The sequence below is a fragment of the Photobacterium sp. R1 genome (genome assembly GCF_054600795.1).
In genome coordinates, this window is record NZ_BAAHZP010000013.1 from 39383 (window position 1) to 60395 (window position 21013).

The window sequence follows — 21013 nt, forward strand, 5'->3', positions numbered from 1 at the left end:
GGTGCCCCGTTTCCGTACAACAGGTGACTGAAAATGACTTCAGTCTGTCCGTTTTTCACCTTACTCAGATTCTGATGTTGGCAGCACAAGATCAAACATACGTTTTAACTTATCGATGCGCTGGTTGACTTTGTTCGCAGCCCCATCCAACGTATAACCATCGTCTATCAACTCTTGTATCAATATGATTTTTTTCACATTAATCAGATCATACTGACGCGTCGAACTGTTTCCTGAGGTTGTCTCGATATACCCCTTCTCCTGCCAATAGCGAATCTTTCGGGTTGGGACACCGGTAATATCCGATGCTTCATGGATACCGACTTTCACTTTCTTTAAAAATTGTTGGTATTGATTCTCTGCCCCAAGACTGTCTTCAACGATCATACTCAGCTCACTTCCCTTATCACCATTTAGTCATAGCATCTACCAAAAGCACTCATTGCAGATTATTACTTCTACCTTTATCAGATATTCAGTCAATAACACCAACGACTCTAATTGGTCCGACTTGAGCTCTATAGTAGACCAATTGGTGTTTATGCTCAAAATCGATATTGGACGTAAAAGTGTAACAATCGGCGAATAGCACATACATGCAATGAAACTATTGACATAATGACAAACCTGCAATTACATTAATTGTCGTCAAGTTACAATTAATGAAGCTAGGGTTCACGATGAATACAAAATACAATTACTACCTCATCCTCTTTGTGGTTAGCGCAATCGCAGTTGTCTCACAGCTGTATCTCCTTCTCCCCGTCAGTCAGCTGCTCGCAGATGTCTTTCATTCCAGAACAGAATCAATTGTCTTATTGACCAGTTGCTTCGGGTTCGCCTATGCCAGCGGTTTTCTCTTCTGGGGACCGTTATCAGACCGCTTCGGTCGCAAGGCTGTACTGGTTGCAGGGATGGCAGGATTATCCGTCACCACCATCATTGTTGCCTTATGTCAGCAATATGAATGGGTGCTCACATTGCGCATCATCCAGGGTTTTATGGCCGCTTCTTTCCCGCCGGTGGCCCTGGCCTTTATCGGGGAATCCTTTCCGGAGAAAATGCGCATGAAAGGGATTGCCTGGTTAAGCTCTGCATTCCTTTTATCTGCACTGGTCGGACAAACTCTGGGCGCAGCAATGATTGAGGACTCCCTGCAAAATGTCATGCTGCTTCTTTCCAGCGTCTATATTCTGAGCCTGCTTGCCTGCAGCCGCTTACCTGGCTCACAGAGCCAAAACACGCCCAAGGTGAATGCCAAGGGGTATTTCAATATTCTTTTCAGAACCGTCACCAATCTCCGGTTTTTACGGATCTATCTGGTTGCACTGGTTCTGCTGGGCAGTTTCGTGACCTTATATGCCACACTCACGTCCCAACATGCCGACGGTTTTATTTTTGAGAACCTGCAGGTCAATGATTTAAGGCTCTATTCAATCCCGTGTATGTTTATGCCGCTTCTGATTGGCCGTTTCATCGTCAGACTTGGTGCCCCGACAACCGTTTTTATATCAGTCATCACAGCTTCTCTGACGCTGTTCCTGCAGATGCAAACTTCGGACAGTGTTGTATTCATCATTCTGCACTTAATTTTTGTCTCTTCAATTGCTTCGGCCGTCCCGAGTGTCATCAGCCTGGTCAGCCAGACATCTGACGCGAGTAACCGCGGACTAGCCGTGTCTTTATACACTTTCACACTCTTCATTGGCGCAAGCATTGGCGCGGTCATCCCGATGCACTTTGGAGAAAAAGGCGTGCTCTACTTTTCAGCATGTTTAGTTTTGTCTGCATTACTGAATGTACCGCTGTCTATTTTCAGGAAGGAAAAAAGTGAATATGCGAGCTAATCCGTCGGCTTTTTCATTCGCCTGTTTCGGCTTAGCGTTATTACTGATACCGGCACAAAGCGCAGCAACACAAACACTGAATTCGAAGACAAAGGAATATAAAACCATGACAAACTATCAGGCTTGGATTGAAGAAGATTATGCTCCGGTAAAAACATTCTCAGGCGCTATGGACGGCACAGAGGTTACCGTCACCCGATATGAAGACAACACAGACAACCCGTTCATCCTGGGTGGAGAACACATCACATTTGTTTCAGATAAAGGAGGAAAACTAAAAGGCTTAGCCCGGATTCTTGGTTTATATCAATTGGAGAACACCACATTACCAACTGAAAATGAGTCAAAGAATATTGCGATAAATTTTCTTGAATCAAATGCACCAGACTTACTTCAAAACATGAAAATTCAATGGATTAAGCCGCATGATGAAGAAGTAATGATTGATAACAAAAAAATTATCATCACAGGCATGAAAGTGAAATGCCGTAATCTTGATGATGGAAAATATTTCTGGGTTATTGTCGGACACGATAATTCAGTGATGGTTTTCGAAAGGGACATTGTCTGGGACTTTTTTAAAGCCGGCAGACAAACAGAAAAATGGCTGCATGACAGCTGGTTAAAATCTCAAATATAGAAATTCAAATCGAAAGGGAAAAACAATGGAAAATATCAATACTCTATTTACTATCGTTGGCGATAAATTAACAAACTATAACGCATTCCCACAATGCATTACGTATAGTGAAATGATAGAGTTCATTGACAAAGGGAACTTTCTGGATTCCTACTATCAAATTGGACAAGGATTGTCCGAGGAATCCATTAGCTTTCTGATCGCAAAGTTTGAACGTCATGGCGGATCTCACCTTTTAGTGAATGGCAGAGATAAACTGTTCAGCTATGCATCAAGGAAGGAAACCCATAAATATAAAAAAGAGAATATTTTGATCACCTCTCCGGAGCGGGTCGATGAATATCATTACCATTTAAATCTGGTGATGGATGAAAGAGGTGAATTACTGCAAGATCATCTCACCGGTTACCATATCCAGGGCATGGTTCTGATTGAAGCGGCCAGACAAGCATTCCTCGCTGTCACAGAAAAATTCTTTTACAGTGATGAATTGCCGTCTTCGCACTATTTCGTTATCAATTCAATGAATACAAGCTATCAGGCTTTTGTTTTTGCGGTTGATACTGAGATCAAATACTCAATCATTGAGCATGCGAATAAACCTGGCAGAGATTTTTATTCCGTAAAAATTGAGTTCTTCCAGAATGAAACCGTCTGTACGACAGTTGATGTTGAATTTACAGTTTTTGAATCTGCACGGCTTGAACAAAAAGAGTTTCAGCTCGCACAAAATGCGATTTCATATGCGACGAATCATCTTGAATCAAACATCGTGAGAAAGGCTGGATAATATGACCCGGATTGCAGCTTTCTATGATGTTGATGAAACCATAATTAATATAAAAAGCATGTTTAGCTTTCTACAGTTTTTTTATCAATCATGTTACGGTCAAGATAAAGGACGTTCTCGGTTTGAATCGATGATGAAATCGTTTCAGACCATGGCAAAAGAGCGTTCACGTGCAGAGGTCAATCGTTACTATTATCAGCAATTTAAAGGGTTCAACCGAAATTCATTCATTGACATGACCCAATCCTGGTTTCAAGAAGTTCATCAATCCGATAATTTCTTTATCAATGAAACATTAGAGACGCTTCGTTGGCATCAGGCACAAGGACATCTCATCGTATTTGTCTCTGGTGCAAGTCATGAAATTTTGCGTCCGTTGGCCAGCCTGCTGAATGTACAACATATATTAGGCGTCCAATTGGAAACACAGGATGACCTATTCACAGGTGCAATTATCCCGCCTCAGACAATCGGTGAAGGGAAAGCGGAAGCGGTAAAATCTTTTATGGAAAAACATCAGATTTGTGCTCGCGAAAGCTTTGCTTATGGCGATCATCACACTGACATTCCCATGCTTCAGTGTGTGGGTCATCCTCATGTCCTGCGTGGTGACGATGAACTTGAACAATGGGCATCCGAAAACAACGGTTCTTTTATTGAGGTCATCCATTGAAGTCTTTCTATTTATTTAAAGCTGCGATTGTTACCGGCTTAGCCATGTGGCTGACAATCGCAGCAACCAATAACTTATTGGATAGCGGCACAAATCAGTTTTTGCTGTCATCCATGTTTAAAATGGAAGGGTTGATTGCCGACCCTGTTTTTGGAAATGGTCTTGAGTCAAGAGCGATTCACATCAATGGAATTGAAAAAATAGCGCTTTCGGTCATTATATTGGTTCAATACATTGTCTCGCTCTCTTTATGGTATGCCTCCTATTGTTACTTCAAAGCTTTTGCTTCGAAGGGATGTGAGGTCAAAGCAATCAGTGTGACCAATATTGCACTGTCACTTTTTGCCATGATTTGGGTCTGTTTCCTGTGCGGCGGGTTATATTTTGGTTATTGGCTAAAATTTTCCGGCCCGCAAGGTGTCCATTTCACCTTACTGATTATTTCAATCATCGCTTTTGTGATGAACAACATTCCCTCACTGAAATGGGAAGCCGCACATCAGTAATTGATTTCCAGTCGCACTGATGAGTGCTGATATGACAAAAAAAGCCCGTTCCGGTACACATCCGGAGCGGGCTTTTTATCTCAGCCAAACAATCAGACTGAGCAAAGATCACGATGTTAATTCTTTACTGTTTCGATACAGCCACTATCGATAACTGATTGCGTACAAACGGCAATATTTACCCTCTGAACCAGACCAGATTTCATCCGGTAAACCATAGCTCACTACGGATGTTTTTGCCTGATAGGCCGCGATCACCATCGATAAATTCGCCTGAAAGCCCGGATCGGTCTTCCGCAACCAATAACCACCTGGGCAACTTGATTCAGGTGACGCGAGCTTGAAAACAACATCCCCACCACCTACTTCCGAATACGAGTGCATCTCTTTAATCGTCGTTACAGAAGACCCAACATAATTTTGATTGGCGGCGTAGCTGTGAAAAGACATCAGCCCGAATACCAAAGCAGCCCAAAATTTCATTCCATTCATCCTTAGTCAAACTATCCGAAATAAAACCAAGCGCATATTGAACCGCAGAAGGTTGTCTTGATCATCTGGTTGAATAACATCAGAAGAAAAAAACCACTCTGGTCCAAAACCCGAGCGGTTTTTCATCACAATTGAGCGCTATTCTTTAGACCGCAATCCGTTGTTGAGTCGTGGCATCAAAGTAAACAGCTTTAGACAGATCAATACAAAATGGCAGCGTATCACCAACATTCGCATTGAAATCTGGGGAAATACGACACGCGACCTCTTGCCCATTCATCGTCACCATCGCAATCGTGTCCGGACCGGTTGGCTCCAGAACATCGATCGTCAATGGCAAACTGGCACAGGTTTCCCCTTCTGCCATTTGCTCGGTGATATTCTCCGGGCGCAGTCCGATGACAATCGATTGTCCGTCCCGCTCCCGCAACGATGCCGGGAGTGGCAAGGCATAGGTATCGCTGCCGAGTTGAACCTGCGCGATGGGTTTATCCTGTACGTCTAAATCGACCCGGGTATAAATGAAGTTCATCGATGGTGATCCCATAAACCCTGCAACAAACATATTGCTGGGCTGGGTATAGATTTCTTTTGGCGTACCCAGTTGCTGCAGTTCACCATCCTTCATGACGGCAATCCGGTCTGCCAGCGTCATGGCTTCAATCTGATCATGCGTGACATAAACAATGGTGGTACCGAGCTGCTGATGCAAGCGTTTGATTTGAGTCCGCATTTCGACCCGGAGTTTGGCATCCAGGTTCGACAGCGGTTCATCAAACAAATACAGCTTCGGCTGGCGCGCCAGTGCACGACCCATGGCAACCCGCTGGCGCTGCCCGCCTGATAACTGTGCGGGTTTACGATCCAGGAGGTGATCGATTTGCAGCATGGACGCCACACGGTCCACTTCCTGCGCAATCTTTGCCTTGTCCAGCTTTCGAATTTTCAGACCAAAGGCGATGTTATCGCGAACCGACATGTTCGGGTACAGCGCATAAGACTGAAATACCATGGCAATATCGCGATCTTTGGGTTCGACCTGCGCCACATCGATACCATCAATCAGAATTTCACCGGAACTGATGTCTTCCAGACCGGCAATGGTGTTCATCAATGTGGATTTTCCGCAACCCGAGGGACCAACCAGGATCAGAAACTCTCCGGAATCTATGCTGATATCAATTCCTTTCAGCGTCTCAATCTCAGCATTACGGTAAGTTTTGCGAATCTGTTTTAAAGCGAGTGTCGCCATAATGGTTATCCTTTCACTGATCCCGCGGTCAGACCGCGTACAAAATACTTCCCTGCCAGCACGTACACCAAAAGTGTCGGTAAGGCGGCAATAATGGCGGCGGCCATGTCAACGTTATACTCTTTCACCCCGGTACTGGTGTTCACCAGGTTATTCAGCGCCACGGTAATGGGCTGTGTTTCGGCACCGGAATACACCACGCCGAACAGGAAATCATTCCAGATCGCGGTGAACTGCCAGATCACCGTCACCATGATGATGGGTGTCGACAGCGGCAGCAGAATACGGAAGAAAATGGTAAAGAAGCCTGCACCGTCGAGCTTGGCCGCTTTCACCAGTTCATCAGGCACGCCCACGTAAAAGTTACGGAAAAACAGCGTCGTGAACGCCAGGCCATAAATCACGTGCACCGTCACCAGCCCCGCCGTGGTGTTCGCCAGACCCAGCTTGCCGAGCAGCGCTGCCATCGGCAGCAAAATCACCTGAAACGGAATGAAACAGCCGAACAGCATTAGGCTGAAAAACAGCTGAGAACCGCGAAACTGCCATTTACTGATCACATAACCGTTGAACGCGCCCAGCAGTGTTGAAATCGCAACCGCCGGGATCACCATCTGAAATGAATTCCAGAAATAGCCTTTGATACCGTCACAGCTCACACCGGTACAGGCGCCGGACCAGGCTTTATTCCAGGCATATCCCACCCATTCCTGAGGTAGTGACATCAGGTTGCCGCTTTTAATGTCCGGCAGCGTTTTAAATGATGTCATCACCATCACGACCAATGGCATCAGGTAAACCACACAGAAAAAGAGCAGTCCGCTGTAAATCGCCATCCGGCCAAGCGTGAAATGCTTATTCATGATTTTTTCTCCCGCAATTCCGAATAGAGGTAAGGCACCAGAATCGCCAGAACACCAGCCAGCATCATGATGGCACTGGCAGCCCCCAGACCAATCTGGCCGCGGGTAAAGGAGTGGGCATACATAAAGAGTGCAGGCAGGTCAGAAGAATAACCCGGGCCACCCGCCGTCAGAGCAGTTACCAGATCGAAACTCTTAATCGCAATGTGCGAGGTAATAATGACTGCGCTGAAAAAGACCGGACGCAGACAAGGCAGAATAATTTTCCAGTAGATAACCGGCATGCTGGCACCATCCATTTGCGCAGCTTTCATGATTGAGGAATCAATTCCGCGCAGACCCGCCAAAAACATCGCCATCACAAAGCCGGACGACTGCCAGACCGCAGCAATCACCAGGGTATACACCGCCATATCCTGATCCACCAGCCAGTGAAACTGAAAGTCGGTAAAGCCCCAGTCGTGCATCAGTTTTTCAATGCCCAGTCCCGGGTTCAGAATCCATTTCCAGGCCGTCCCCGTCACGATGAAAGACAAAGCCATCGGATAAAGATAAATCGTGCGAATCGCGCCTTCCTGACGAATGTTCTGATCCAGCAAAATTGCCAGCCCCACGCCAAGTACGATGGCGATGAACATGAACATCAGGCCAAAAATCCCCAGATTGGTGACCGAGGTGAGCCAGCGATCGTTGTCCATCAGTTTTTCGTATTGCAGCAAACCGGCGAAGTTGAAACTGGGCAGAAAACGGGAATTAGTCAGCGACAAGTAAAAGGTCCAGAACATAAAGCCGTAAATACAAACCACAGTGACCAGCATGGTCGGGGCCAGCACAATTTTCGGCAGCCACTTCTGCAATCTGTCCGCCAGACCGGGTCTGGCAGCTTTCTGTTTGGTCAGCGACAAGGTGTGCTCCATAGTGCGTCCTTGATTTGGGTGACATCTCAATCACGTGATTTCCCGGGCAACAACAGCCTGCGGCGCTGAAATTCAGCACCGTGAAGTCACGTGAATCAAAAAATGCGGGCCGGTATTCAGCCCGCTGACGGTTGATTAAATGGCGGCTTTTACGGCTTTGGCCAGTTGTTGCGCGGCTTGTTTCGGATCAGCATCGCTATCGTTGAAGAAGTTAGTGACCACATCATAGATTGCGCCCTGAACATAGCTGGTTGTCGCCAGACCATGCGCCATACTTGGCACCAGATCACCTGTTTTCGCAGATGCCTTGAAGGTTGCCATCGAATCCAGCGCACACTGGTCGAACTTATCCATATTCATATCCAGACGAACCGGAATTGAACCTTTATTCAGGTTAAACACTTCCTGGAAGTCTTTATCCAAAATAGTTTTCGCCAGATGTTTCTGAGCGACTTCATTGTCTTTATTGTTCAGTTTAAAGAAGGCAAAGCTGTCAATGTTGAAGGTAAACTGGTTCGCCGTGCCTGGAGTCGGTGCGCAAATGTAGTCTTTACCCGGCTTTTTCCCGGCCGCAGCAAACTCACCTTTTGCCCAGTCACCCATGATTTGCATGGCGGCATCTCCGTTGATCACCATTGAGGTGGCAATATTCCAGTCACGGCCCGGAGAATTGTCATCAATATAGTTGTGCATGCGCTGGAAGGTCGCGAAGGTTTCCACCATTTTCGGACCGGACAGCACACCCATATCTAAATCGACAAAGGCTTTGTTGTAATCTTGCGACCCCAGCACATCCAGCGCCACGGCTTCAAACAACGTTGCGTCCTGCCATGGCTGCCCCCCATGAGCCAGCGGAATAAATCCGGCTGCTTTGATTTTGTCTGCCGCGGCAAAAAATTCTTTCATGTTCGTCGGCACTTGCGCACCGGCTTTTTTGAATACCTCAGGGTTGGCCCAGAGCCAGTTCACACGGTGTACATTCACCGGGACGGCCACATAATCACCATGGTATTTCATCACTTTCGTCACGACTGCAGGCAGTATGTCATCCCAGTGACCCGCTTTTGCAACATCATCCAGTGTGGTCAGGAAGCCAAGATCACCCCACTCCTGAATATCATGGCCTTTAATCTGTGCCGCAGAAGGCGGATTCCCCGAAACCGCGCGGGTTTTCAAAACGGTCATCGCACTTTCACCGCCGCCACCGGCAACCGCGAAGTCTTTCCAGCTATCTCCCTGTTTTTCTAGCATTTGTTTCAAAACAGCGGCGGACTTGGCTTCACCGCCGGAAGTCCACCAGTGAAGGACTTCAACTTCACCCGCATGCGCCATAGAACTTACCGCTGCAAAGGTCATTGCAATAAGTGATTTTTTCAGTGTAAAGGTACGATTCTTTATCATTATGATGTTCTTCCTTGTGTTCAGGTTGAATGCTGGCGTGCTGGGTACGGCGAGCCAGTCCTCCTGAGTCTACCCATCCAAGGAAAACGCACTGTAACAAAAGGAAACCTAAACGTAACGCTCAAGTAACATTGTCATTTTTAATCTTTAGAAGCAGAGACTTGCAGTGTTAACAAAATGATAAAAAGTGTGAGGTGAGTTGGTGTGAGTTATATAGCTATGTCTGATGAATCAGGAATTCCTGCCTGCGCTGAAATCACAAAGCAGTGGCGGCATCCAAACATCAAACGCCGTCACTCCTGCGAAGGCAGGCGTCCGGAAGAGAAGAAAACACAGTCCGGCCATTTGCCTTAATCCTCAGGCAAACGGCGGGCAGTTCAGTGTTCATACGTCACCGGGGCGGTAAAGATATAGCCGTTTCCGCGCATGGTTTTGATGAATTTAGGTTGTTTGCCACTGTCGCCCAGCCGCTGACGCAACCGGCTCAGCTGAACATCAATGCCCCGCTCGAACGGCAACGCCTCCCGACCGCGGGTGGCGTTCGAAATCGTGTCCCGGTCCAGCACTTCATTCGGACGGGATAAGAACAGCATCAGCAAGCTGAAATCCCCCCCGGTCAGCTCAAAGTCCTGCTCCGTTTGCAGGTTATACAAGCGATGGGACAGCGTCTCCAGCCGCCAGTGACCAAAACGAATGGTGCGCGGCAATGTAGCGGGTTGCTGAAATTCATCCTGTGCAACCGGCCGTGTCCGCCGTAACAGCGCTTTGATTCGTGCCAGCAACTGACGCGGACTGAACGGTTTGGCGATGTAATCGTCGGCCCCGATCTCCAGGCCCAGAATCTGATCCATTTCATCAGACGCTGCCGTCAGCATCATAATGGGCACTTCAGAGGTTTTACGCACAAACTGGCACAGAGTGAAGCCGTCATCCCCCGGCATCATCACATCCAGCAAAATTAAATCCGGGTCGTCGGCCTCCAGCCGTAGTTTCATCGCGATCCCATCTTCAGCCGTGATCACGGCATAACCGGATTTTGTCAGGTACTCTTGCAATAACTCGCGGATTTCAACGTCGTCATCCACAACAAGAATGGTCTTTGTCGACATCTTGGTGTTCTCTTTCCTTGTACACGTCAGATCCCAGACTCCCTTCAGATGCCGGTCCAACGGCTTCTAAGGTGGCTGAGGTTTATTGTTTTTATTGGCAGTGTTATTCATTACAGACATGAAATCACGACTGATACCGCAAAAGTTTGAGGCGGGTAAAGTTTTCCTCTGAGATTGAAAGCAGAAAGTCGCCAACCACTTTCTCTCATACGCCATTCAGGCATAATGTCTGAAAAACTCATAAATAAGAAAAGAAGTGCCTATATGCTGACCATTCAAGACGCAACTTTCGACGATCATCAGGCCATCGCAGATCTGCACATCCAGAACTGGCAGATGGTGTACCGCCACGACTTATCTGAGCAGTACCTGACGCAGGACATTCATCAGGACAGAAAGCAGGTATGGCATCAACGACTCATCCTGCCGATGGAAAAACGACATATTCTGGTCGCAAAGCAGGACAATCAGCTCTGTGGTTTCATCTGTATTGAGCTGGATGCACACCCTGAACTCGGAACGCTGATCGATAACCTGCACGTCAGCCCGCAGACGAAGGGACAAGGCGTTGGAAAGCTGTTGCTGAAAACGGCTGCCGGAATCATTGACCAGAAAGCACAAGGTCAGGGTATCTATCTGGAAGTGCTGGCTTCGAATTTGCCGGCCATTGGTTTTTACCAGCGCGTCGGGGGCACCGAATACTGTGCGCAAACCTGGCAGGCACCGGATGGCACCGTGGTCGATGAGTTTGTTTACAACTGGTCCGGAACAGGCCGGCTGGTATGCTGATCACACTGAGCCGGGCATCTGCCCGGCTCACTATCCGACTGCAATGACTTACAGTTCAACAATCAGTTTGCCCTGATTCTCTCCGGAGAACAGCAGGTTAATGCCTTCAATCGCGCTGTCCAGACCGTGTAGTGTATGCGCGCGGTATTTCAGCTGACCTGCCATCAGATGTTCTGCCAGCTTCTGTCCGTATTCCGCAAAACGGTGGTAATGATCCGGCATGGTAAAACCCTGAATCATTAAACGCTTACGAACAATGTTCATCCAATTTGGACCCGGCAGCGGCGTCGCGGTATTGTAATCGGCAATCATGCCGCACACAGCAACACGGCCATGAGCATTCATCCGGTGATAAATGTGCTGCTGGGCCGCACCCCCGGTGTTTTCGAAAAACAGATCGATGCCATCCGGCGTTGCTGCTGCCAGCTGCGCTGCAAAATCAGGATCTTTATAGTTGATCGCGGCATCAAAGCCCAGTGTTTCGGTCAGCCACTGACACTTCTCATCACTGCCAGCGATCCCAACAACCCGCACGCCTTCGAGCTTCGCCAGCTGACCGACCATTGAGCCCACAGAACCCGCGGCACCCGTCACAACTAAAGTCTGTCCTGCTTCAGGTTTCAGCACTTCATAAAGACCGTGGTAAGCCGTAACGCCCGGCAGTGCCACGACAGACAACAATGCTTCCTGCGGCACTGTAACCGGCACCGGTGAAAGGCCGCCTTTGGCAACAAAATATTCGGTCCAGCCCATCATCCCCATCACACGGGTACCCACCGGAAAATCAGGATGACGGGATGCCACCACATCACCGATACCACTGGAGCGCATCACATCACCCAGTTCTACCGGCGGGATATAACTTTCCCGATCCGCACTCATCCAGCCGCGCATCGCAGGATCCAGCGACATATGGGTCTGCTTGACGAGAAACTCGCCTTCCGCCAGTTCAGGCATTGATTGGGTGACTTTTTCAAATACATCCGGCGTGATACGGGTGTCCGGACGTTTTTTCAGAAGAATCGCGTTATAGCTCATGATCTTGTTCCTCGCTTTGCGTTGAGGCACACTCTAACTCTTGCTGAAAATGAAAATAAGACAGCAGATTTAGGAAACACTTTTGCTTAAACTGGAAAAATAACCAGAGAGAAATCGCATGGACAAACTCAAAGCCATGGAAGTTTTTGCCACAACCATCCAGTGTGGCAGCATTTCCGGTGCCGCCAAACAGTTACAGTTGCCGGTCTCCAGCGCATCCCGTCATCTCAGCTGGCTGGAAGAAACCCTGGGTTCCGAGCTGATGAAACGCAGCACCCGGGCCATCAAACTGACGGAAGTCGGCCAGGCTTATCTGGCCCAGTGTCAGCGGGCTCTCGAGCAGATCCGCCAGGCCGAGGAACTCGTCCAGACCTACCAGCATACGCCTTCAGGTATCCTGAAAATCAGCTGTATGAGCCATTATTTTGAGAATCAGATGCTGCCTCATCTGAGTGAATTTGAATCGCTGTATCCGGATATCCGTCTGGATATTGATGTGTCGGATAAAGTGAATGATCTGTCGCAGGCTGAAATCGATATCGCAATTCGGGGGGGCTATATGCCGGACGAGCGAATTCACGCCCGCTGGCTGTGTGATAACACGCCGCATCTGTGCGCCAGCCGCCAGTATCTCGACATGTTCGGAATGCCCGCAAGCCACGAGGAATTGCATCAGCATCAACTGGCTTTTTACCGGGGTCCAAGCCAGATCCTCCGCTGGGGAATCGTCCGGCAGGGCCAGTGGATGGCGATGAATCTCACGCCCTATGTGGTGACCAACTCCGGCCGGTACATTCGCGAACTGATGATGGCAGGCAAAGTTATGGCGCTGCTGCCGGACTGGGCGACCCAAGAGGACAGAGACAATGGTGAGCTGGTTAAAATTGATTTACCTCAGCCTGTGTGTCTGTCCACCGAAAAACTCGGGATTCACCTGCTCTATTACAAGCCAAGGTATCAGGTGCCCAAGATCAGAGCCGCCGTGGATTTCTTCACCAAAAAACTGCTCACCCAAAAGCTCATTACACAGCCAGATCATGGTTTATGAGGTCTTTGCTTCCAGCAGGACTGCACCTGTCCCTTCTTCGGCCAGCGCATCATCAGGGTTTCGCAGCTGGCATTTTTTCAGCGACAGGCAACCGCAACCAATGCACTCTCCCAGAGAATCCCGCATTTTCTGCAGCTTTATGATCCGTTCATCCAGCTGCTGTCGCCAGAGACTCGCCATCTCCTGCCACTCTTCCTGTGTCGGCGCATGATCTAACGGCAAGTGGGACAATGCCGCGCCGATCTCTTCCAGCGACATGCCCAGCTGCTGGGCCGTTTTGATCACAGCAATCCGGCGCAACACACTGCGGTCATAGCGGCGTTGATTGCCCGGATTTCGCCAGCTTTGAATCAGTCCTTTTTGCTCATAAAAATGCAGCGTTGATATTCTGACGTCTGCACGCTGCGCCACCTGTCCGACCGACATGTCCATTGCTTTTCCTGTCCCCAAGTAAAAATCTGTTTTTCCGCCTTGACCTCAAGTTTACTTGAGGTTTTAAGCTCTGCCCACCATCAAGAAAAATAAAAGGAAATCATCATGTCAGGGACTGTCACCTATCTTACCGGCCGCTTTTTTGACGGAATTTCTTCAGGCATGTTTATGCTGGCGTTACCCTGGGTCATGCTCAGTCAGGGGGATATGGGCGTATTTGTTGCAACGGTTTCACTGGTCTGCACTGCGTTATCATTTTTCGCGACGCCATTCACCGCAACTCTGATCGACCGCCATTCCAGAAAAGCCATTCTGGTCACCATTCAGATCATTCAGTCGTCCACCGCCCTGGCTGTGCTGGTCGCATTTTTGTTTCAGGCCGATTCCCTCTGGCTGCTGGCGCTGGCACAACTGATTTTCTGGCTGACCAACGATATAGCCTGGAGCACCAACAATGCCTTTACCCAGGAAAACTATGACAAAGCCGACTACGCAAAAGTGACCGGCCAGCAGGAAGTCGTGATGCAGCTCACCACACTGGGAGCCGGGGCTGCCGGGATTGTGCTGCTGAGTCTCTGGTCCATGCGAGAATTTGCCCTGCTGGCCACCCTGGCTTCCGGCATTGCTGCAGTCAGTTATCAGCTCACACCATATCGGCGTCAGCTGATGACGCATCGACCTCAGGCATTCTTCCGTCAACTCTCGGACAGCCGCCAGATCTTCGCCCGTCAGCCGGCTTTTTATCTCTTTCTGGCGCTCTCGTGCCTGACATATCCGATGCTGTCTTATCTGGCGAAGCTGGTTCCGGTCTATTTTTCCGAGCAGCACATCAGCGGCAGCTGGTTTGCCTCCTGGTCTCTGAGCTACGGCATCGGCGCCTTGATCACAGGACTATTGGTGACCCGTTTGCTGACCCGGATCAGCCACGAAAAAGCAATGACCGGATCGGTGATTATTATCGGGGGTCTGCTGATGGTGATCTCAGTCTGGCTGACGCCGGAAGTTCTGGTCTGTGTGACCGTCATTCTGGGATTCTTCAACGCCCTGAACCGCATCGCCCGAACCAATAAGCTCAACCATGAAGTCAGTGTGTATGAGCGGGGACGCATTGAAGGGGGCCTGAAACTGTTTTCCGTCCTGAGCCAGGGACTAAGCTTTGTGCTGATTGCCGTCCTGAGCTCTCTGCAAATCACCGAACTGGGCTTTGCCATCATGGCTGTGATCATTCTGCTTGCAGGACTGGGCATGCAGATGCTTTACCAGCGTCAGGCCCATGTCCATCTGACGCCAGCCTGATCTCTGTCTGTGTGACACGCCGCCTTCCGCTGTTTCGGGGCGGCGTTTTTTTATTGTCCGGCCATCCACTCGAGCAAGAAACGGGAAAATGCCTGAACCTGACGGGGCTGAAATTTCCGGCCGGGAAACACCAGATGGATACCGACAACATCGGAATCACCGGGATGGAGGCCAATGATCTGTTCATCAAACAGCACGACCAGCCGTCCATCCATGACATCTTTTCGGACATCCCACCAGGATTTCATGGCGATACCACAGCCATCAACGGCCCACTGACGAACCATTGCTCCATCGGTACTCACCAGTGCCGGGCGAACCTTGACCGACATCTGGCCGGTTTCAGTTCTGAAAAACCATTCATCCATTTCCTGACCGCCCCATGCCATCACCAGACAGCGATGCCTGACCAGCTCATCAGGAGATGCCGGCATGCCCGCCTGTTCAAGATACGCCGGAGAAGCGCACAGCACCCGGCGATTCTGAACCAGTGCGCGGGCGACCAGATTACTGTCAGGCAAATCGCCCATCCGGATGGCAATATCAATCCCTTCATCGATCAGTTTCAACCGGCCGTCTGTCAGATAAAGATGAGAAGAAACGTCCGGATGTGCAGCATGAAATGCCGCCAGTGCCGGGGCGACATACTGTCTTCCAAAATCTGACGGCGCTGTGATCCGCAACGTCCCGGACAAGGCCGCTTTCTCTTCACTCAGTGCCGCCTCGGCCATCGCAACTTCTTCCAGAACCCGCAGGCAGCCTTCATAAAAACGCTGCCCGGCATCCGTCAGCGCAATGTGCCGTGTATTCCGGTTCAGAAGACGCGTTTGATAGTGCTGTTCTATCTGATTCATTCTGGCCGTCATGCTGGCTGGTGACAGCCCCAGTTTGCGCCCTGCGGCAGCCAGTCCGCCCGATTTCACCACCTGGGCAAACAGCGCCATGTCATCAATTTTCGCCATATTATTCAGTTTTTATGAAATGAGTTTTCAGATTCAAGCCAATTATCAATCTATTCTGAATCAATAAACTGAATGCGTCCAATCACTGAATCATTCAACGGAGTTTCAAGATGACGGATCCCAACCTGTTCTCACCGCTTCAACTGGGCGCATTAACACTTTCCAACCGGGTTGTCATGGCCCCGATGACACGGTCACGCACCAGCCAGCCGGGGGATATTCCAAACCTCCTGATGGCGGATTACTATGCCCAGCGCACCAGTGCCGGCCTGATTATCACAGAAGCCACCCAAATCTCACCGCAGGGGAAAGGCTACTCGTTCACCCCCGGCATTTACAGCTTTGAGCAGATTCAGGGATGGCGGGCTGTCACTCAGGCCGTCCATGCCCGGGGCGGCAAAATTTTCCTGCAATTGTGGCATGTCGGCCGGATGTCGCATCCGTCTTTCCATGCAGACGGGCAACCGGTCGCACCATCCGCAATTGCACCGGATGCTCAGGTCTGGGTTGTCGGCGAAGACGGCATTGGCCGGATGCAGGACTGCCCGGTTCCCCGCGCGCTGACGCTCCCGGAAATCAAAAACATTATTGAAGATTACCAGCAGGCTGCGATCAACGCGGTCGAGGCCGGATTTGACGGTGTGGAAATTCACGGCGCGAACGGTTATCTGATCGATCAGTTTCTGCGCCGCACCTCAAATCAGCGGACGGATGAATATGGCGGCTCGCTGGAAAAACGAATTCGTTTTGCCACAGACGTTGTTGATGCCGTCAGTGAAGCAATCGGCGCCGACAAAGTGGGCATCCGGCTGGCGCCTTTCATTACCCAGCGCGGCATGAATGATCCGCAGGCCACCGATGCTATCCTGCTGGCTGCCAGACACTTCGAACAAACCGGCATAGCCTACATCCATCTGGCTGAAGCCGACTGGAGTGATGCCCCTGAAGTGTCCGTCAGTTTTCGTAAAGCCCTGAGAGCCACCTTCAGTGGCAGCATCATAGTTGCCGGGAATTATACGCCGGAAAAAAGCCAGGCTCTGATGCAGACAGGTTTAGTCGATCTGATCGCGTTTGGCCGCAAGTTTCTGGCGAACCCGGATCTGCCCTATCGTTTACAACACCAGCTCCCGCTGAATGAAATCACCGATCCGACCACGCTCTTTGGCGGCAACGAGACCGGTTATACCGATTATCCTTTTTATAACCCAAACCTTTAATCAATCCGCAAGATAGAGGAATCCAGCATGAAAGCTGTCGCACTGACGCACTATTTACCCATTTCGAACCCGGACAGCCTGATGGATATCGAGCTCCCTGCCCCGAATGTTTCCGGCCGGGATATTCTGGTCCGGGTTGAGGCCATTTCCGTCAATCCGGTCGATGTCAAAGTCCGGGCACCGAAAGACAAAACTGAATCTCAGCCACGCGTGCTGGGCTGGGACGCCGCAGGTACCGTAATCGCCACCGGTGAAGATGTCACACGATTCAAAACAGGCGATGAAGTTTATTACGCCGGAGACATCACCCGCCCCGGCACCAACAGCGAATATCACCGGGTCGATGAACGTATTGTCGGGAAAAAACCGCAGTCCCTTTCGATGGCGGAATCAGCGGCCCTGCCGCTCACCGGAATGACCGCCTGGGAAGCTTTATTTGAACGGCTTGGCATCCCGTCTGAAGGTTTCCAAAGCCCCAAAAGCATCCTCATCATTGGCGGGGCCGGTGGCGTCGGTTCGATGGCGATTCAGCTGGCAAATCAAATCTCAGGCCTGACTGTCATCGCAACGGCATCGAGAGAAGAGACCGCCCAGTGGTGCCGGGATCTGGGGGCAGACCAGATCATCAGCCACCGCCAGAACATGGCGGAACAACTGGCCGAGCAGGGTTTTCCGGTTGTGGATTATATCCTCTGTCTCAACGACACTGCCGGGCACTGGGCTGCGATGACACAAATCATCAAGCCGCAGGGGATGATTTGCAGTATCGTGGAAAGCCCCGAACCGCTGGATCTGGAACCGTTAAAAAGCAAAAGCGCCGGGTTTATCTGGGAATTTATGTTCACCCGTTCGATGTTCCAGACCGAAGATATAGATGAGCAAGGTAAACTGCTGAACCAAATCAGTCAGCTTGTCGAGCACGACACCCTGCAAACCACAGTGCGGGAACACCTGACACCCATCAACGCAGACAATCTGCGCAAAGCCCATGCCTTGGTTGAACAAGGCAATATGATCGGCAAAGTGGTTCTGTCCGGCTGGGAGTAATCTGCTCTCACAAGCTGAAAACGCCACCGCTCTGCATTGCAATCGCGATGCAGGGCGGGTATTTCAAAACCGAGTCCGGCGTTGGTCGATCAACAAGCCGTGGGTTTCTCACCAAATAACTTTCTTCACCAATATAGCTTTCTTCACAAAATAGTATTCATCACAGAAAAACTCTCATCAAAAAAAGCTATCAGCCCTCCATTGCTCTTTAAGACACTGAAACACAGCGCTTAATCTCAGCCAGCCACCATCCGCCCTCAACAGTATACCCATAAAAATAATGCCGCCATTCAGTTTGGTTAAGGATATATCGTTGAGAAAACAATCACTTCTTGTCCTGATAACAGTTTTGCTCATCGCAATTTTTGCAGGTTCCGCAGTCGCTGGTCCCGGAGGATCGATTGCATCATCAGGCTCTTCTTCAAGATCATCGTCGAGCACTTCATACAATTCCTATCACAGCACAAACTTTGATGGCGGTGATGGCTCTATCCCTGAATTCCTCCCGTTCCTGATATTTATCGGCATCCCCATCCTTCTGATTCTGAAGCTGTCAAATACACAACAAATTCGTACCCTCAAAAAAACAGCCAAAGCGCGATTAAATGAAATTGCTGAAGATGAGAAAACATTCGAGTGGCAAAAGCTACAGCCTCTTTTTGAACAACTGATGCACAATACCTATCGGGAATGGCAAAACCTGAATATATCCGCACTGTCAAAGTACATGACCCAGGATTTTTTACGGGAACAAAGCGAACCCTATTTACAGGAGTGGAAACAGGAAGGCTTTGTCAATGTTTGCCGTATCATCAAAATTAAAAGTCTCGAGCCTTATCTCATTCATACCGAAAAAGATTTTGATGCTAAAAATGGCATCATCTTGACTGTTGAGCTGGATGCAATTGTCAAAGATTACCTGGAGTTTCCTGAGAACGGAAATATCGTTGAAGGCACAAAAGAAAATGTTCAATCCATCAGATACTGGACTTTTATACTCCGTCAGGGCAAATGGAAAGTGACTGAAATCGCAAGCAGACCGACTCACGTAAAATTCGTCAATCAATACCAGAAAAACAATTAAATCCTTAGTGCATGAAGTCAATTTACACAATCGTCATTGGAAGGGAAAATACACCTTGAAAAAACAAATAACATTATTCATCTTATCAACTTTGGCTGTGGTATTTTTTACCCGATTGGCAATAGCTGAGACCAGCCAACCAACACATTATTCAAAAACTGAAATGTATGCAAATAAAGCCATATCAGCTTATATAGAAGAATCAACCTCTTCTTCTATATCATTCCCTTGGTATATTTTTACATCAGCCATCTTTTTCTTTATTCTCATCAAAATAATTATCACGGTAAGAACATATAAAGTAAATCGATTCAAGAAAAAGGCAAATATTGAATTGCACTCACTATCTGCAATTCACCCTGAATTTGACTTAAATTCCCTCAACACATTCATTGAAGATCGCATCCATGAAATTTATCAGAAATGGGAAGTTTCAGATACAGACGCTCTTTCAAAAAAAATGACAAAAGACTTTTTTGAACTCATGTATAAGCGATATTTCAGAGTATGGAAAATAGAGAATATCCTCAACATCCGCACACTAGAAGAGATCCACTTACTCGAACCCTATTTAGTCCACATTCAAAACAATAAAAACTTAGAACATGGTATCACGATAACGTTCCACTTCCTTTCGACAGGGAAAAATTATTTTATCAGCACCTGTGGTGGTGGCCTGATAGAAGGTGACAAGGAAAGCCAATACTCTGAGAGCTTTTGGACTTTCATACTCCAAAAGGGTAAATGGAATCTCGCTGAAATTGCCGACTCTCCTAAACAGATAAAATTGATTCATCAGCAGATGGACATTGAGAAAATTGATAACCGACTTAAGTAAAACTGCATTCATTCAAATCGACAGAGAAATATAAACAATGAAAAATAAAACTCCGATTCTCATATTAGCCGCTTTCGTTTTCGCATTCGCCGCTGAATCCGCCTTGGCTGCCCCCGGAGGATTTTCATCTTCATTCAAACACGCTCGCTCTTCTGGAAGTGTCGCCCCTTTTGTGATCATACTTGCTGTACCTGTCATCATTATTTTATTCATTTGTGAGTTTTGTAATTCATCCAGCCAAAAGTCTGACCTGCAACAGCAATTTGATTGCCTGATTGCAAAAAGCAATGACTTTGAATGGATCAATCTTCAGCCTGTCTTTGAGCAACTGATGCATGAGATCTATCGTTACTGGCAGGAAATGAATAAAGAAGCCTTGTCAAAAAGAATGACAAATGATTATTTTCATCAGCAAAACGAACGTTTTTTAACGCCATGGCAAAAAGAAGGCGTCATGAATATTTGCCGGATAGAAAGCATCACATCCCTGCAACCATATGCAATCCATATAGCAGATCTGAATGATCTTAAAGACGGGATCACCGTAACCGCTTCATTGAATGCGATGATCAAAGATTATGTCGTCGATAAGGAAACCGGCAAAATCACGAAAGCCAGTGGTCAGTTGAAGAAAGGAACAGAATACGCCAAAAAATCTTCAAGCTACTGGACCTTTACCCGGATTGACGGTGAGTGGAAGCTTGCAGAAATTGCTTATCGTGAAACCGACATCCAGTATATCCATACACTGTAAAATACAGCCTAAAATTTT

At 48.5% G+C, this 21013-nt stretch carries 23 protein-coding genes; 13 read left to right on the plus strand and 10 right to left on the minus strand.

Annotation, left to right across the window (positions count from 1 at the left end; genetic code table 11):
- Nucleotides 1-60 precede the first annotated feature (60 nt).
- Nucleotides 61-387 (minus strand): MerR family transcriptional regulator, encoded by a 327-nt coding sequence (locus ACYP03_RS18770; RefSeq protein ID WP_459781587.1) that lies wholly within the window; start codon nt 385-387, stop codon nt 61-63.
- A 293-nt stretch (nt 388-680) separates the two neighbouring features.
- Between ACYP03_RS18770 and ACYP03_RS18775 the strand changes: the two genes are divergently transcribed.
- From ACYP03_RS18775 to ACYP03_RS18795, 5 genes are all read left to right on the plus strand, one after another.
- Nucleotides 681-1847, plus strand: coding sequence for an MFS transporter (locus ACYP03_RS18775; protein WP_459781589.1), 1167 nt, complete (start codon nt 681-683; stop codon nt 1845-1847).
- Between the two features lie 106 nt (nt 1848-1953).
- Nucleotides 1954-2487: a hypothetical protein gene (locus tag ACYP03_RS18780; RefSeq protein ID WP_459781592.1), complete on the plus strand. Its 534-nt coding sequence runs from the start codon at nt 1954-1956 to the stop codon at nt 2485-2487.
- A 25-nt stretch (nt 2488-2512) separates the two neighbouring features.
- Complete coding sequence (locus ACYP03_RS18785) at nt 2513-3277, plus strand: AfsA-related hotdog domain-containing protein (protein ID WP_248142867.1); 765 nt, start codon at nt 2513-2515, stop codon at nt 3275-3277.
- 1 nt (nt 3278) lies between these two features.
- Complete coding sequence (locus ACYP03_RS18790; protein ID WP_459781595.1) at nt 3279-3950, plus strand: HAD family hydrolase; 672 nt, start codon at nt 3279-3281, stop codon at nt 3948-3950.
- Nucleotides 3947-4456: a DUF2165 family protein gene (locus ACYP03_RS18795; RefSeq protein ID WP_459781597.1), complete on the plus strand. Its 510-nt coding sequence runs from the start codon at nt 3947-3949 to the stop codon at nt 4454-4456. Before ACYP03_RS18790 ends, ACYP03_RS18795 begins: the two co-directional genes overlap by 4 nt.
- 144 nt (nt 4457-4600) lie before the next feature.
- Here ACYP03_RS18795 and ACYP03_RS18800 read toward each other — a convergent pair whose 3' ends face one another.
- The 6 genes from ACYP03_RS18800 to ACYP03_RS18825 form a co-directional block, all read right to left on the minus strand.
- Nucleotides 4601-4939 (minus strand): hypothetical protein, encoded by a 339-nt coding sequence (locus ACYP03_RS18800; RefSeq protein ID WP_459781599.1) that lies wholly within the window; start codon nt 4937-4939, stop codon nt 4601-4603.
- 154 nt (nt 4940-5093) lie between these two features.
- Nucleotides 5094-6200 (minus strand): ABC transporter ATP-binding protein, encoded by a 1107-nt coding sequence (locus tag ACYP03_RS18805; protein WP_459781601.1) that lies wholly within the window; start codon nt 6198-6200, stop codon nt 5094-5096.
- A gap of 5 nt (nt 6201-6205) precedes the next feature.
- Nucleotides 6206-7063, minus strand: coding sequence for a carbohydrate ABC transporter permease (locus tag ACYP03_RS18810; protein ID WP_248142872.1), 858 nt, complete (start codon nt 7061-7063; stop codon nt 6206-6208).
- A complete protein-coding gene (locus ACYP03_RS18815) occupies nt 7060-7980 on the minus strand; it encodes a carbohydrate ABC transporter permease (protein WP_330960983.1) in 921 nt (306 codons plus the stop codon). Before ACYP03_RS18815 ends, ACYP03_RS18810 begins: the two co-directional genes overlap by 4 nt.
- Before the next feature lie 135 nt (nt 7981-8115).
- Complete coding sequence (locus ACYP03_RS18820; RefSeq protein WP_459781701.1) at nt 8116-9336, minus strand: ABC transporter substrate-binding protein; 1221 nt, start codon at nt 9334-9336, stop codon at nt 8116-8118.
- Between the two features lie 422 nt (nt 9337-9758).
- Nucleotides 9759-10490: a response regulator gene (locus tag ACYP03_RS18825; RefSeq protein WP_248142875.1), complete on the minus strand. Its 732-nt coding sequence runs from the start codon at nt 10488-10490 to the stop codon at nt 9759-9761.
- Between the two features lie 264 nt (nt 10491-10754).
- Here ACYP03_RS18825 and ACYP03_RS18830 point away from each other — a divergent pair, with 264 nt between their 5' ends.
- Nucleotides 10755-11279 (plus strand): GNAT family N-acetyltransferase, encoded by a 525-nt coding sequence (locus tag ACYP03_RS18830; protein WP_459781604.1) that lies wholly within the window; start codon nt 10755-10757, stop codon nt 11277-11279.
- Nucleotides 11280-11327: 48 nt separating this feature from the next.
- On the opposite strand, the gene ACYP03_RS18835 is transcribed toward ACYP03_RS18830, so the two are convergent.
- Nucleotides 11328-12317, minus strand: a complete 990-nt coding sequence (locus tag ACYP03_RS18835; RefSeq protein ID WP_459781606.1) for an NADP-dependent oxidoreductase — start codon at nt 12315-12317, stop codon at nt 11328-11330.
- A 118-nt stretch (nt 12318-12435) separates the two neighbouring features.
- Here ACYP03_RS18835 and ACYP03_RS18840 point away from each other — a divergent pair, with 118 nt between their 5' ends.
- The gene (locus tag ACYP03_RS18840; RefSeq protein WP_459781608.1) at nt 12436-13365 is read left to right on the plus strand and encodes a LysR family transcriptional regulator; all 930 of its coding nucleotides are present in this window, start codon (nt 12436-12438) and stop codon (nt 13363-13365) included.
- On the opposite strand, the gene soxR is transcribed toward ACYP03_RS18840, so the two are convergent.
- Nucleotides 13360-13797, minus strand: a complete 438-nt coding sequence (soxR, locus tag ACYP03_RS18845) for a redox-sensitive transcriptional activator SoxR (protein WP_248142879.1) — start codon at nt 13795-13797, stop codon at nt 13360-13362. The two genes, ACYP03_RS18840 and soxR, sit on opposite strands and share 6 nt — an antisense overlap.
- Before the next feature lie 102 nt (nt 13798-13899).
- On the opposite strand from soxR, the gene ACYP03_RS18850 reads away from it, so the two are divergent.
- A complete protein-coding gene (locus tag ACYP03_RS18850; protein WP_459781703.1) occupies nt 13900-15093 on the plus strand; it encodes an MFS transporter in 1194 nt (397 codons plus the stop codon).
- 50 nt (nt 15094-15143) lie between these two features.
- On the opposite strand, the gene ACYP03_RS18855 is transcribed toward ACYP03_RS18850, so the two are convergent.
- Complete coding sequence (locus ACYP03_RS18855) at nt 15144-16055, minus strand: LysR family transcriptional regulator (protein ID WP_459781610.1); 912 nt, start codon at nt 16053-16055, stop codon at nt 15144-15146.
- Between the two features lie 110 nt (nt 16056-16165).
- Here ACYP03_RS18855 and ACYP03_RS18860 point away from each other — a divergent pair, with 110 nt between their 5' ends.
- The 5 genes from ACYP03_RS18860 (at nt 16166) to ACYP03_RS18880 (ending at nt 20995) form a co-directional block, all read left to right on the plus strand.
- A complete protein-coding gene (locus tag ACYP03_RS18860) occupies nt 16166-17272 on the plus strand; it encodes an alkene reductase (RefSeq protein ID WP_459781612.1) in 1107 nt (368 codons plus the stop codon).
- Nucleotides 17273-17299: 27 nt separating this feature from the next.
- A complete protein-coding gene (locus ACYP03_RS18865; RefSeq protein ID WP_248142883.1) occupies nt 17300-18319 on the plus strand; it encodes a zinc-binding alcohol dehydrogenase family protein in 1020 nt (339 codons plus the stop codon).
- A gap of 313 nt (nt 18320-18632) precedes the next feature.
- Nucleotides 18633-19403, plus strand: a complete 771-nt coding sequence (locus tag ACYP03_RS18870; RefSeq protein ID WP_459781614.1) for a TIM44-like domain-containing protein — start codon at nt 18633-18635, stop codon at nt 19401-19403.
- A 55-nt stretch (nt 19404-19458) separates the two neighbouring features.
- Nucleotides 19459-20241: a Tim44 domain-containing protein gene (locus ACYP03_RS18875; protein WP_459781616.1), complete on the plus strand. Its 783-nt coding sequence runs from the start codon at nt 19459-19461 to the stop codon at nt 20239-20241.
- Nucleotides 20242-20278: 37 nt separating this feature from the next.
- Nucleotides 20279-20995, plus strand: coding sequence for a Tim44 domain-containing protein (locus ACYP03_RS18880; RefSeq protein WP_459781618.1), 717 nt, complete (start codon nt 20279-20281; stop codon nt 20993-20995).
- The last annotated feature ends 18 nt before the right edge of the window (nt 20996-21013 follow it).

Excerpts from the sequence above, each read along its gene's own strand:
- ACYP03_RS18835 (WP_459781606.1), bottom strand. The coding sequence starts at position 12,317 with ATGAGCTATAACGCGATTCTTCTGAAAAAACGTCCGGACACCCGTATC.
- ACYP03_RS18830 (WP_459781604.1), top strand. The coding sequence starts at position 10,755 with ATGCTGACCATTCAAGACGCAACTTTCGACGATCATCAGGCCATCGCA.
- ACYP03_RS18770 (WP_459781587.1), bottom strand. The coding sequence starts at position 387 with ATGATCGTTGAAGACAGTCTTGGGGCAGAGAATCAATACCAACAATTT.
- ACYP03_RS18815 (WP_330960983.1), bottom strand. The coding sequence starts at position 7,980 with ATGGAGCACACCTTGTCGCTGACCAAACAGAAAGCTGCCAGACCCGGT.
- ACYP03_RS18865 (WP_248142883.1), top strand. The coding sequence starts at position 17,300 with ATGAAAGCTGTCGCACTGACGCACTATTTACCCATTTCGAACCCGGAC.
- ACYP03_RS18840 (WP_459781608.1), top strand. The coding sequence starts at position 12,436 with ATGGACAAACTCAAAGCCATGGAAGTTTTTGCCACAACCATCCAGTGT.
- ACYP03_RS18860 (WP_459781612.1), top strand. The coding sequence starts at position 16,166 with ATGACGGATCCCAACCTGTTCTCACCGCTTCAACTGGGCGCATTAACA.
- ACYP03_RS18800 (WP_459781599.1), bottom strand. The coding sequence starts at position 4,939 with ATGAAATTTTGGGCTGCTTTGGTATTCGGGCTGATGTCTTTTCACAGC.
- soxR (WP_248142879.1), bottom strand. The coding sequence starts at position 13,797 with ATGGACATGTCGGTCGGACAGGTGGCGCAGCGTGCAGACGTCAGAATA.
- ACYP03_RS18805 (WP_459781601.1), bottom strand. The coding sequence starts at position 6,200 with ATGGCGACACTCGCTTTAAAACAGATTCGCAAAACTTACCGTAATGCT.
- ACYP03_RS18855 (WP_459781610.1), bottom strand. The coding sequence starts at position 16,055 with ATGGCGAAAATTGATGACATGGCGCTGTTTGCCCAGGTGGTGAAATCG.
- ACYP03_RS18820 (WP_459781701.1), bottom strand. The coding sequence starts at position 9,336 with ATGACCTTTGCAGCGGTAAGTTCTATGGCGCATGCGGGTGAAGTTGAA.
- ACYP03_RS18785 (WP_248142867.1), top strand. The coding sequence starts at position 2,513 with ATGGAAAATATCAATACTCTATTTACTATCGTTGGCGATAAATTAACA.
- ACYP03_RS18790 (WP_459781595.1), top strand. The coding sequence starts at position 3,279 with ATGACCCGGATTGCAGCTTTCTATGATGTTGATGAAACCATAATTAAT.
- ACYP03_RS18780 (WP_459781592.1), top strand. The coding sequence starts at position 1,954 with ATGACAAACTATCAGGCTTGGATTGAAGAAGATTATGCTCCGGTAAAA.
- ACYP03_RS18810 (WP_248142872.1), bottom strand. The coding sequence starts at position 7,063 with ATGAATAAGCATTTCACGCTTGGCCGGATGGCGATTTACAGCGGACTG.
- ACYP03_RS18825 (WP_248142875.1), bottom strand. The coding sequence starts at position 10,490 with ATGTCGACAAAGACCATTCTTGTTGTGGATGACGACGTTGAAATCCGC.
- ACYP03_RS18880 (WP_459781618.1), top strand. The coding sequence starts at position 20,279 with ATGAAAAATAAAACTCCGATTCTCATATTAGCCGCTTTCGTTTTCGCA.
- ACYP03_RS18775 (WP_459781589.1), top strand. The coding sequence starts at position 681 with ATGAATACAAAATACAATTACTACCTCATCCTCTTTGTGGTTAGCGCA.